At 36.3% G+C, this 11519-nt stretch carries 12 protein-coding genes; all 12 read right to left on the bottom strand.

Annotated features, from left to right (window positions below; genetic code table 11):
• Window positions 1–239: 239 nt before the first annotated feature.
• The 12 genes from FUA25_RS03700 to FUA25_RS03645 all read right to left on the bottom strand — a co-directional run bounded on the left by FUA25_RS03700 (window position 240) and on the right by FUA25_RS03645 (window position 11390).
• On the bottom strand, window positions 240–524 hold the full coding sequence (locus tag FUA25_RS03700; RefSeq protein WP_147755532.1) for a hypothetical protein: 285 nt from the start codon (window positions 522–524) through the stop codon (window positions 240–242).
• A gap of 194 nt (window positions 525–718) precedes the next feature.
• A complete protein-coding gene (locus tag FUA25_RS03695) occupies window positions 719–1006 on the bottom strand; it encodes an ADP-ribosyltransferase (protein WP_147755531.1) in 288 nt (95 codons plus the stop codon).
• Between the two features lie 91 nt (window positions 1007–1097).
• Window positions 1098–1424 (bottom strand): hypothetical protein, encoded by a 327-nt coding sequence (locus tag FUA25_RS03690; RefSeq protein ID WP_147755530.1) that lies wholly within the window; start codon window positions 1422–1424, stop codon window positions 1098–1100.
• 385 nt (window positions 1425–1809) lie between these two features.
• Window positions 1810–2142 carry a hypothetical protein gene (locus FUA25_RS03685; protein WP_147755529.1) on the bottom strand — a complete coding sequence of 111 codons (333 nt, stop codon included), beginning with the start codon at window positions 2140–2142 and terminating at the stop codon, window positions 1810–1812.
• A gap of 2 nt (window positions 2143–2144) precedes the next feature.
• Window positions 2145–2912: a hypothetical protein gene (locus FUA25_RS03680; RefSeq protein ID WP_147755528.1), complete on the bottom strand. Its 768-nt coding sequence runs from the start codon at window positions 2910–2912 to the stop codon at window positions 2145–2147.
• A gap of 105 nt (window positions 2913–3017) precedes the next feature.
• Window positions 3018–3353 carry a hypothetical protein gene (locus FUA25_RS03675; protein ID WP_147755527.1) on the bottom strand — a complete coding sequence of 112 codons (336 nt, stop codon included), beginning with the start codon at window positions 3351–3353 and terminating at the stop codon, window positions 3018–3020.
• Between the two features lie 270 nt (window positions 3354–3623).
• Window positions 3624–4097 (bottom strand): SMI1/KNR4 family protein, encoded by a 474-nt coding sequence (locus FUA25_RS03670; protein ID WP_147755526.1) that lies wholly within the window; start codon window positions 4095–4097, stop codon window positions 3624–3626.
• A gap of 215 nt (window positions 4098–4312) precedes the next feature.
• Window positions 4313–4639 carry a hypothetical protein gene (locus FUA25_RS03665; protein ID WP_147755525.1) on the bottom strand — a complete coding sequence of 109 codons (327 nt, stop codon included), beginning with the start codon at window positions 4637–4639 and terminating at the stop codon, window positions 4313–4315.
• Between the two features lie 38 nt (window positions 4640–4677).
• Window positions 4678–4938, bottom strand: coding sequence for a hypothetical protein (locus FUA25_RS03660; RefSeq protein ID WP_147755524.1), 261 nt, complete (start codon window positions 4936–4938; stop codon window positions 4678–4680).
• Window positions 4939–5034: 96 nt separating this feature from the next.
• The gene (locus tag FUA25_RS03655) at window positions 5035–5361 is read right to left on the bottom strand and encodes a hypothetical protein (RefSeq protein WP_147755523.1); all 327 of its coding nucleotides are present in this window, start codon (window positions 5359–5361) and stop codon (window positions 5035–5037) included.
• Window position 5362: 1 nt separating this feature from the next.
• A complete protein-coding gene (locus FUA25_RS03650; protein ID WP_185146646.1) occupies window positions 5363–7558 on the bottom strand; it encodes a zincin-like metallopeptidase toxin domain-containing protein in 2196 nt (731 codons plus the stop codon).
• Between the two features lie 64 nt (window positions 7559–7622).
• Window positions 7623–11390 (bottom strand): ATP synthase F0 subunit B, encoded by a 3768-nt coding sequence (locus FUA25_RS03645; RefSeq protein WP_147755521.1) that lies wholly within the window; start codon window positions 11388–11390, stop codon window positions 7623–7625.
• Between the last annotated feature and the right edge of the window lie 129 nt (window positions 11391–11519).

Below are 11519 nucleotides of genomic sequence, written 5' to 3'. Positions count from 1 at the left end.
TTTTTTATTGTTTAAAATAAAAGAACCGCTTCGTTTGAAGCGGTTAAAATTAAAAAGAAATATTATCCTTTATTCTTCGTATGCTTTCATTAACGAGTTCCGTAAACGTGTAATTTTCTTTAAAACCACCTTTAGGAATGCTAATTAATGTACTTCCTTCTAATGCTTCAAAAGGGTCAATCATATAAACTTTTGGATCTTCATTGGTTTCGTCCAAAAAAATCACACTATATAGACCATCATAAACATGAAAAGCAAAAAAAAGGTTTATCTACTTTTTGTTTTGTTTTTTCTAAATCTTCCTTAGCATATTCTTGGAGTTCTTCGATTCCGTCAATACCGTCAAAGGCAATATTGTTGAAATCTCCTGCTAAAAACAAAAACTCTCTAAATGCTTTGGGGAATTCTTTTCCGTGGTTAAATTTTTGTTCAATTTGCTTTATTTTATCTAAAGAAAAACTTCTGTTCTTAAATCCTTCTAAAACGGGATTTTCTTTTACTTGAGTCATATACTCTATATTCATAACTATTTTATTTTTAATTTTTCCTTTAATCGGGCTGTTCCTTTTATTGTTTCATCAGAAAATACTACAATTTTCACTTTTTTGCCTAGGGTACGGAGGTAATCTTCCAGCATTACAAATTCCCGTTTGCAGCTTCCACAGGTTTTGAAGATGTTTCGTGTTTCTATTACAAATTCGTCTCCGATGGCACAATTTTATTTTTCTTTTAATATGATTTCTAATACCTTTTTAGTTTTATCAACTGGATTTGGAATTGGTTTAATACCCTCAACAATAAAGGTAGTATTTGACTTCAACAAAATTTCACTTTCTATAATAATGGCAGAAGCTTTTTCTATCAATTTACCATTTTTACCATAGACTTTACACAATACATTGTCCTCCGGATTATTCCTCATCCATCTCAATAAAGCTTTTTCAGTATATGTTGTAGAAAAAAAACCTGCGTCTGTAAACTCTTTACCAACTTTAAATAATTCCATCAATGCTCTGCTTGCTTTTTGATAAGCTTCCGCAGTTTGAACCTGGACAAATTTATAAAGAAAAAGCAGCCATTTTCGACTGCTTATATTTTTATTTTTTCAATTTTTCTACTTCCCTAGCAATTATTGTTGCCCAATCCCGAAGTTTTTGCTTGGATTCTTCAATGTCTTCATTTAGAAGAATTAATGAAATGTCGTCATATTTATTAATTTCTAATTTAAATTTAATATTCTCTTTTTCAATATTAAAATCAATTTCTGAATAATTCCAGGTTACACTCTTATCTATTCTTTCAAGTTTATCGGGCTGAATAGTTGATTTAATAATTTTTTCTAAATCATTCGCCCAATATCCTCCATAAAAAGGAAACCCAATTCCAAATTTTATTGAATCATAACTAAATTCTTTTAAATTCATAATATTTATTTTGCTATTTAAATAATTCAATTATTTATTCATAATAAAGAATAAAATACCTTCCACCAAATCTTTTTTTACCGCCTGTAAGCTTGATAATGGTCTGAAGTTATTCTGCCAAAACTTTTATTCTATTAGCCTTTGCTCATTTTAATAAATCGGCCTCATTAGTAACATTAGCAATTTTTCTTACTAATTTACTAATTTCAAAAACCAATCTGCAATTTTCTTCCAGACATCATCTACAAAATTTTTTAGCTTTTGTCCGCCCACTTTAATGAGCTCAAAAGGTTCATCCATGCTTTGCTTATTGTTTGATAAGCTTCCGCAGTTTGGATTTTGACAAATTTATAAGAAAAAAGCAGTCAGTAGACTGCTTAAAAAACTATTGAATCATTTCAAATTCATATTTACCATTCTTCAATTTTGCTTTCATAGGAACAGGACGACCGCAAGACATATCTGCATAGCTTTCAATATCTCCTGTGTCATCATTGAGAACCATAGAAATAATGGAATATTCTTCCTTATCTGGAAATTGATCCTCCTGAACAAATACAACTACTTCCCAAGCGTTTTTTATTGTATCATTTCTAAACAACGGTTTTACATCATTTAAAAACTGAATATCAAAAGGCATATGTTCGAAATAAAGTCTCTTTCTGTCTTTAAGCATCTGCTTAATCATACTATTTACTTGTTCTTTTGTATATTTCATAATTATAATTTTTCTAAAAATTTTCTTAAGTCCCAGTTTTCAAAATCTTTTAATTGTAATTGCTCTTTACCTAATATTCTTTGGGCTTCTTTCTTAAATAATGGATTTTTTCTCAACATATTATTTAGTATTGTCAAATCGTTTTCAATATCTATTAAATCCCATTTACCAAATTTTTGAGCATTTTGTTTTAAAATCTCACCTATTACATTGGCTTCATCCAACCACCTAGGTATTTTTCTATATAAACCAATAAGTTCAGGAAACTCTTTTGTCATCTTATACCAAAGTTTTAAGTGAATTAACTCATGTTGCAGAGTGTATGCTGTTATAGAAATTTTATTTCCAAATTTATGAATTCCTTCAAAAAAATAAATAGCAGGACCATCCAACACAATTCCATACCTTCCGTTTTTAAAAGTTGAACTATGAAATACCGCAAATATAGGTTCTTCTTGCCATTTTTTAAATAGCTCTCTAAATTCATAACTATTTCTATCAATCCAATGTAATTTTGTTCCAAAATGCTTTTCTATTTGTGTTGCAATCTTTAGAAACTGAGTTTTTGAAAGAACTCCATTATTATTTACTATAAATTTCTTGGAAATATCTCGAAATAATTCATCCGTTTTACTATCTTTCGAAAATGCTTTTTTAATTCTATCAATCCAACCTTTTACTATTTCCTTATTCTTCAAAAACCAATCAGCTATTTTCTTCCAGATATCATCTACAAAGTTCTTTAGCTTTTGTCCGCCTTTAGCAAACATTTCTAAAAGTTCCTGTAATGCTCTGATAGCTTTTTGATAGGCTTCTGCAGTTTGAACTTTTACAAATTTATACGAAAAAAGCAGCCATTTCTGACTGCTTTAAAATTATAAAAAATCTTTAGGCTCTTTTATAGGTCTATCTTCTGTTAGTAATTTAAAATCTTTATTTTCCATAAAGGTTTTAAAAGACATCAAATAGTCAGATATTTCTGAATTTGAGAAAGAAAGTTCATGAGAAACAGGAGCGTCTTTCATAATATCTTTAAAATCATAATTTGGGTTTTCTTTTGCCCATTCTAAAGCAGAATATATCTTTTTACGGTCTTTCAGACTTCTTTGGTCTTTCAAGTATTCTGCAACCGACCTATCGAAAGTCACTTCGTCTAATTCCTGTATTGAGTATAATTCATATATTGGAATCATTAAATAATATTTATCCATTTTTGTTATATTTTAAAATTAAAAACCATCATTTACAAGAATATTTTTTACGTCAACTCCTTCCTTTTCCAAATCTTCCGCCATTACACTTTGGGATGCTTTCCTAAAAAATCAATCAATGAGTTCATCAACTGTTTTTATTTCCCCGCCCACTTAAAATTCTTGATAAAATGGATACTCCTCTTGCAATTTCTGCACCAATTTCTGCTACTGTGTTGACCTTTTTTATTGTTTAAAATAAAAGAACCGCTTCGTTTGAAGCGGTTAAAATTAAAAAGAAATATTATCCTTTATTCTTCGTATGCTTTCATTAACGAGTTCCGTAAATGTGTAATTTTCTTTAAAACCACCTTTAGGAATGCTAATTAATGTACTTCCTTCTAATGCTTCAAAAGGGTCAATCATATAAACTTTTGGATCTTCATTGGTTTCGTCCAAAAAAATCACACTATATAGACCATCATAAACATGAAAAGCAAAAAAAGGTTTATCTACTTTTTGTTTTGTTTTTTCTAAATCTTCCTTAGCATATTCTTGGAGTTCTTCGATTCCGTCAATACCGTCAAAGGCAATATTGTTGAAATCTCCTGCTAAAAACAAAAACTCTCTAAATGCTTTGGGGAATTCTTTTCCGTGGTTAAATTTTTGTTCAATTTGCTTTATTTTATCTAAAGAAAAACTTCTGTTCTTAAATCCTTCTAAAACGGGATTTTCTTTTACTTGAGTCATATACTCTATATTCATAACTATTTTATTTTTAATTTTTCCTTTAATCGGGCTGTTCCTTTTATTGTTTCATCTGTTTCTATTACAAATTCATCTCCGATGGCACAATTTTATTTTTCTTTTAATATTTAAATAATTCCATCAATGCTTTGCTTGCTTTTGGATAAGCTTCTGCGATCTGAACTTTGACAAATTTATACGAAAAAAGCAGCCATTTCTGACTGCTCCTATTTTTATTTTTTCAATTTTTCAACTTCCGTAGCAATTATTGTTGCCCAATCCCGAAGTTTTTGCTTGGATTCTTCAATGTCTTCATTTAGAAGAATTAATGAAATGTCGTCATATTCATTAATTTCTAATTTAAATTTAATATTCTCTTTTTCAATATTAAAATCAATTTCTGAATAATTCCAGGTTACACTCTTATCTATTCTTTCAAATTTATCGGGCTGAATAGTTGATTTAATAATTTTTTCTAAATCATTCGCCCAATATCCTCCATAAAAAGGAAACCCAATTCCAAATTTTATTGAGTCATAACTAAATTCTTTTAAATTCATAATATTTATTTTGCTATTTAAATAATTCAATTATTTATTCATAATAAAGAAAATAAAATACCTTCCACCAAATCTTTTTTACCGCCTGTAAGCTTGATAACGGTCTGAAGTTCTTCTGCCAAAACTTTTATCCTATTAGCCTTTGCTAATTTTAATAAATCGTCCTCATTAGTAACATTAGCAATTTTTCTCACTAATTTACTATTCTTCACAAACCAATCCGCTATTTTCTTCCAGATTTCATCTACAAAGTTCTTTAGCTTTTGTCCGCCCGCTTTAATGAGGTCAAATAAGTTCATCAATGCTTTGCTTATTGTTTGATAAGCTTCGGTAGTTTGAACTTTGAAAATTTATACGAAAAAAGCAGTCATTTCTGACTGCTTAATATTACTTATTTATCCTTTCCATTCATCACCTATCTCATATTTTCCATTCTTTTGTAGGATTTCCAAATTAGGAGTTCTTCCTTCTGCACCACTATCATGAAACATAAAAGGCTCTAATGTATCATTCCGGAAGAAAATAAAGTATGGACTTTGCCCACCAAACTGCTCATCTGGAACATTGACAATCGTTTCCCAAACTTCAAAATTAAACTTATCAATATTTAAATCTTTTACTTTTTGGGGAGCATAGATTTTGAAAGTATTTTCAAAATATTGACGATTGACATCTTGTAGAAATTTTTTTGACTTTTCTAATAATATTTTTTCCTTTTCCATTTTAATTAAATTTTAATAATTCTTGTTCTAAATTCCAATTTTTAAAATATTCTAAATCTACTTTATTTAAATCTTTTAATTCTCTTAATCTATTTATCTCTGCTAAGTCATTTAATAAATCCGCTTCTTTCCACTTACTTGGATTTTTCATAAACTGTGCTAAAACATATTCTTCGTGAAATAATCGATTTTCAAAACCTAAAGTTTTTTCAAAAAGTGGCCGTAATTCTGGAAATTCTTTAGTCATTTTATACCATAATTTCAAATGATACATTTCGTGTTGTGCCGTATAAGCTGTTACGCTTTTCCGCAAATACATTACTCCTTCTACCATATTAAAAGAACCTGCTACTCTTCTTGCTGTCCAATCTTTTAGTTTTGCCCTTAATGCAGGATTTTGATCTACAAATTGTATGGTAACATCAAAGGTCTCTTTTAATAGACGTCTTAGATTTTTCAATTTATTAGCTGATAAAATTTCTTCTCCTACTGGATTAAACTTTTTATCAATTTTTCTAAAGAATTCTTCTGTTTTTTCATCTTTAGATAAATATTGTTTTATTTTATTTGCCCAACCTTCAACGGATTTCTTATTCTTTAAAAACCAATCAACTAATTTCTTCAAGACATCATCTACAAAGTTCTTTAGCTGTGGTCCGCCTTTAGCAAACATTTCTAAAAGTTCCTGTAATGCTCTGATAGCTTTTTGATAGGCTTCTGCAGTTTGAAGCTTTACAAATTTAGCAGTTTGGAATAAACTATTTTGTATTTCCGCCAAAATTTCTCCAACTTTTCCTAAGTTAGATATTTTAGCAGCATTTGCAACGGGAATAAAAAATGTGGCTGCAAATGAAATGGTAAAACCGCCAACGTAATATACCCGCACCCAATTGATATCGCCGGTGGGTTTGTCTTTCAGATATGCTGCCATTTCTTTCATCCCTACATTTATAGCATTTTTCAGGTTCTTCCAAAGCACGCCGTCTCTCAAAATATCCCAAAAATTGTCTATCATCTCCAAGGTATGCTGAACATCTTTGCTGATGTCAAACGGAGCTTCCAGAAGGCTTCCGATAAATTTTAAAGCAGAAGAGACAAAATCTACCAGTCCGTTCCAGACCCCACAGATTAGAGCGATTGCTTGGGCAATATCATCGGTTGCCTTTTCCATCTCTGGCAGCTCTACTGTTTTGAAAATATCCTCGATCTCGGTTTTTACATAGCTGTTATATTTCCCGACAAAAGATTCTATGACCGCAATCTGGTTGAGGATAATATCGTCCAGCATTTTCGGGGTTATGTCTGCTAAATTAAATCCGCTTTTATCTGTAAAAAGATTTTTCAGGATAGCCAGCTGGTCTGGTGGGATGCTTAGGTTTTCTATTATGTTTTCTTTTTTGAAGGAATAGTTCTCATTTTCAGTATCCCAAAATTCATCCGGTATTTTTAAGGAATCAAATTCTTCTCCGAGCTTATTTACGACCCATCCTAAAGCCTTTCCCGGTGCCGATAATGCCATAAGCAGATATCTAAGTCCTGAAAAAAAATCTGCTGTAATACTTTTATCAGCAATATATCCGGTCACTAAAAGCTCTTCAATAATCGGTTTACTTGCCGTACTCAAATATTTTTGAACCGTTTCTATGATATCGCCGTCAAAGAAGGTACTGTATAATTTTCCCGTAGATGTATCTACATAAGTCTTTCTTATTTTCTGCGAGATTCTGCCAAATAGTTTTTGTCCACTCAAAGAATCCGAATCAGTTTCCAGGAAAAGGATAATTTCGTCATCGGCAGGCTTCACCACTTCATAACATTCTTTCACTTTGTTGCCATCTGTTGAAACGAATAACAACAGCTTGAAAGCTAATTCTTCATCCGCATTGATTTTGCCATCCCTGTTCTTGTCCGAAAAAAAATCACTCCGTTGAAAAACGTAACCGTTTTTGGTTTCATCCACGGCATCCAGTATGAGATTACTGTTGCCCTTCTGTATGTGCTCCCTATCCGGAAAATATTTACTGAGGAGATCGTCGGATGCCTGGTTGTAAAATTTTTGAGTTACGAGTGGGCTCACACCCTTCATGCCACGGATATCTTTTCCCATCCGGTTTGTTGCGTTCGGTTTAAAAAAAGAGGGGGAGGTGTAGCGGGTGGGTTTCGCTGCATCTTTCTCCTCAAAATATATGGTTTGCATTGTCGTATTTATTTTAAAGTTAAAAAGGCAGAGCAGTATGCTCTGCCTAATGTTGAAGGGTGTTTTATATTCCCATCCTTGCCTTGAGTTCTTCAAGAGGAATACTGGCAATCTCTTCATCGTGAAACTTCAGCATAATACGATCATCCTGCAATACGAGATTGTCTGCCTGGCGCTCTGCATTCACCAAATCACCGATAGGAAGAGTGGAAAGCAGTTCATTTCCTGAATATAATGCCAGCTGATCTCCCGATAACGCAATCCGGTCTGCGGTTCCGTTTCCAGTTTCCAGAAGTACATCCGTCTCCAGCTCAAAATGACTTTCGGTAATCACTTCCGAAGGGATTTCGAACTCATCCGGATTTTCATCTGTAAACGGAAGTGCATGTTCCACGGTAAGCCCGATGCTGTCTGCCTGTAAAATCGTCAGCGGGGTAGGAAGGCGGGTGATCCACGCTTTGCCCTGCTTTTCTCCTTTTGGTGCTCTCAATTCATCCACAAGAGAAAGATACAGTTCATCACCGATTACCGGTATTTCCCCGCCGTTCCATATTTTTCCGGTAGCAAGGTACAGCTGTACCGCATTTTCGAATCCCGGACGAACCGTGACAATTACCCGCGCCATACCGCTTTGCAGGAAAGCCCTGAAAAGGGGATCGGTGTCTTCAGCCTGATAAAGATTCACCCATTCCGTTCTGTTCGCCCAGTAATACGGGTACAGATTGTAGGAAAGGTTTTCCCATTCAAAAGCCTGCTCCATGAATTTCAGGAAGGCGGTATACTGATCCAGTCTTGCCGTGAGCTGCGTTTCATAATCGGTGAACGCACTGCCTGCAGTGAGTCCCGACATCCCGTACCCGTGTGTAGAATCTGTCGTCCGGTCAATCATATACGAGATGCAGTTTTTGCGGAGCATCATGTTTTCGATCTGTCTGTAAAAACCGGGATTGCTTCCCTTGATCTCTATACCGGTGGCCTGCTCCTCCGCCAGTTTGCTGGTGTATTCGGCCAGGGCATCTTCGTAAGCGCTGATTATTGCATGGAAGGTTTTTTGAAGCCACAGGTTCTTCAATTCCGGTGTAATCGTGCAGTCCAGTGATACACTCATGGTCACTCCGGCACTGTCACTGCTCTCGAAAGCGAAACCTACCTTGTCTGAATATTTCTTTTTAAACGTAATAGACTGATCCATTACAATATGGGACCATGGACTTCCAATCAGTCTGTAAAAGTCGCCTACCGTTGCGCTGATGTGCGTCCATTCAAACCGGTCCGGGTGAAAGAAATGGCTTATATTCAGCCAGCCGCCGCTGGTAGTATAGCCTTCCGGAACATCAATGGAATCAGATTTTGCAGTCATTTCTGAAGCAATTTCCCCGTTGCTTACGCTTATCGATTTGGTAACCCTTATTTCATTCTCAGGCTTTTGATCCAGCTCCACATTATATTTACCCGACCAGTATTTTAAAACGGCTTCATTTTCCAGGGCCGAATAATCTTTCATCGGCATGGTTAAAGATTCACGCGGATCTGCCGGTTTTACTAACGTGGTCTGATGGGCAGATTGATCCATTGTCATACCCAAAGTGTGAAGTTTGGCAGGCTGCGGAACCATGAATTCGAACATCATGCGTTTCCCGTAGTTATAAATCTGGTTTTTCATGAGTTGATCTACCCATCGGAATACGCCTACCACGTGTTTGTTCCCTTTGGTATTGTCGAAGCCGTGGCGGTTATTCTCTTCAAACTCTTCAATGATTTTTACCGTTCTTTCTTCATGAACTTTGGTCACGACACGGTCCAGTGCCCGTGCAGTGATTTCCTGAGCCTGGGTCACCGCCTGTCTGATGCTTTCTTCCTTCGAGGAGTGGTGGGCGTAAGTTGCCCCTACATTCATGCTGTAACTGGCTGGTTTTGTACCCCAGGTTAATCCGAAGTTTCCATAAGTGCTCACATCGGTGGCCTCCTGCAGCATCTTCGCGATTTCCGACTGCATTTCAAAGCGGGTACTGCTTGTGGTGTCGGTGAGTGTTTCTCTCTCAGTATCAGAAGAGGAAGTGGTTGTATTCTCACTTCTTCGCAGCCTTCTCGTAGATTTCTCCCGGTATTCGCGGGCCATCACATTCTCAATATGAGCCACTTCACCCTCTACATATGCATGTGTACTTTGCTCGACTTTCAGATAATCGGCAATACCGATTTGCCGGAAACCAAATCCTGATGGAATAAACGCATCCTCGGGTTCGCTGGCCGGATCTTCCGTCTCATAGGTAAATTCAAAGGACGATGAATAGCACAGTTTCAGGCTGTCGATGGGTACATTAAATGAAGTGGTCTTCCCGTTTGAGAAAGTCAGTTGAATATCAATCGTAAAACTTCCTGTCTGGGGAAAGTAAGCGCCGTCGGTGGCAGCTGTTGCAAATAAATTGTTAAGGAAGATCCTGTTGCCAACCCTGTTTTTCACAAAGTAGGTACCGGAGAGCGCCCCGCTATTTAAATTTGCGGTATATGCCGCACCGATAACATCCCAGGAAGCGTCGGGAACATCCAGGGAGAGGTCGATGCTTGTCATCCTGACGATTGTTTTTGAGCACAGCTGATACATAAAGGGAACCGTTTCAATCCTGGAGACCGGAAGCAGCACCCCTCCAATACTCGTAAAAGTATCCGCATTGTCGTCGGTATGTTCGGAAATAATCCTGCCAGCGAGATCCCTTCCTTCTTTGATAAGTGCATGCATTTCGGTGAAAGAATCTCTTCCAGCCAGGAGCTGATTGATCACTTCTCCGCCGGGTATTTCTCCACCTGAGAAGTCATGACCGAGCAGTTGCAGGATGGTCTCAACGCTTTGAGCAGGCAGTGAACTTTCCAAATCACTTCCTTCAACTTCTGGCCTGAATTCAAATGCAAAATCAGGAAGGTTCGGAAACGGAATTTCAGCCGGCTGATTGCACGGGTCTTCAGGATGATAAGGGATTTCGGGATTTCTGACTCCGCAGTACTTAATTCTTTCATTTTCAATATCCTGCTGGTACTGCTCAATAATGGGCTGGATTTCGGCCTGATGCTGATCTTTTTGAGCTTGGTATTCCTGCTGATATGCTTTACGGTATTTTTTTTCGGTTAAATAAAGATCTTTTTCCAGTTTCTCATACCGGCTCAGAAGGGCTTTGGCTTCAGCAACTTTCTGCTGCTTCACCATACTTTCAGATGGGTAGGACCGGCTGCCTGTGTTTTCTGCGGGAAGTCTTGAGGCAAGGCCGATCGGCAAAACACCATCATCATCCATCATCAGGTCTCTTGGCAGTACCACTCTTGCATGAGCGGCTGTACGAAGATCTGGCTGGTCAATATGAAGGGCAATTTGCAGCGCAAGAAGCATGTGCATAACCGTTTCTTTAATATAAAAGTTTTTTTGGGTAACGGCCTGGTAAATCAGATTGTTCCAGAGCAGCAGATGTACCTCCGGTTGGTCAGGCGGAAAGCTCCTTCTCAGCTGGTCAGCCTTTTCCCTTAGCTCATCATCATTGTAATCTGTTCTGTTTCGGGCCACCCACGTCGCAAATTCATACAGAACTGGGTAGTTGGTTTGCAGTTCGTTTTGGGTTCTGATGCATTCTCCGGACTGTTCATATGTTACTGCATAATTTTTTAATAAAACACTTTTGGTTTCGCCGGGGTGGCTCAGGACATGCTGGTAAAAATGGGTGCTTCGGAGCTGGTCTGGAGCAAAAATAAATCTTTTGTCCTGTCCTTGATCATCGGAAAGCTGCGGACTTCTTAAGCTCACAAATCTGAATAATGTTTGTGAGGGTTGGGTATTTGTGGTCATTTTTTGTAAATTTGTCTGTTATAGATGTTAAGTTTTTGAAACTCTTGTTGCAGGGAGGTTCATTTTAGCCTTTATTTTTTAAGGTGGTGTCCGGCTCGGATGTCCACCTTAATTTTTGAAATCCATTTT

This window comes from Chryseobacterium sp., from assembly GCF_008014695.1.
Taxonomy (GTDB): domain Bacteria; phylum Bacteroidota; class Bacteroidia; order Flavobacteriales; family Weeksellaceae; genus Kaistella.
The sequence above is the reverse complement of the archived record's forward strand: the minus strand, read 5'-3'. Positions and strand labels throughout refer to the sequence as shown.

Bases quoted from the DNA above. Each gene is read 5' to 3' on its own strand.
- FUA25_RS03645 (WP_147755521.1), bottom strand. From the start codon at position 11,390: ATGACCACAAATACCCAACCCTCACAAACATTATTCAGATTTGTGAGC.
- FUA25_RS03680 (WP_147755528.1), bottom strand. From the start codon at position 2,912: ATGTTTGCTAAAGGCGGACAAAAGCTAAAGAACTTTGTAGATGATATC.
- FUA25_RS03690 (WP_147755530.1), bottom strand. From the start codon at position 1,424: ATGAATTTAAAAGAATTTAGTTATGATTCAATAAAATTTGGAATTGGG.
- FUA25_RS03650 (WP_185146646.1), bottom strand. From the start codon at position 7,558: ATGCAAACCATATATTTTGAGGAGAAAGATGCAGCGAAACCCACCCGC.
- FUA25_RS03660 (WP_147755524.1), bottom strand. From the start codon at position 4,938: ATGAACTTATTTGACCTCATTAAAGCGGGCGGACAAAAGCTAAAGAAC.
- FUA25_RS03675 (WP_147755527.1), bottom strand. From the start codon at position 3,353: ATGGATAAATATTATTTAATGATTCCAATATATGAATTATACTCAATA.
- FUA25_RS03685 (WP_147755529.1), bottom strand. From the start codon at position 2,142: ATGAAATATACAAAAGAACAAGTAAATAGTATGATTAAGCAGATGCTT.
- FUA25_RS03665 (WP_147755525.1), bottom strand. From the start codon at position 4,639: ATGAATTTAAAAGAATTTAGTTATGACTCAATAAAATTTGGAATTGGG.
- FUA25_RS03670 (WP_147755526.1), bottom strand. From the start codon at position 4,097: ATGAATATAGAGTATATGACTCAAGTAAAAGAAAATCCCGTTTTAGAA.
- FUA25_RS03695 (WP_147755531.1), bottom strand. From the start codon at position 1,006: ATGGAATTATTTAAAGTTGGTAAAGAGTTTACAGACGCAGGTTTTTTT.
- FUA25_RS03700 (WP_147755532.1), bottom strand. From the start codon at position 524: ATGAATATAGAGTATATGACTCAAGTAAAAGAAAATCCCGTTTTAGAA.
- FUA25_RS03655 (WP_147755523.1), bottom strand. From the start codon at position 5,361: ATGGAAAAGGAAAAAATATTATTAGAAAAGTCAAAAAAATTTCTACAA.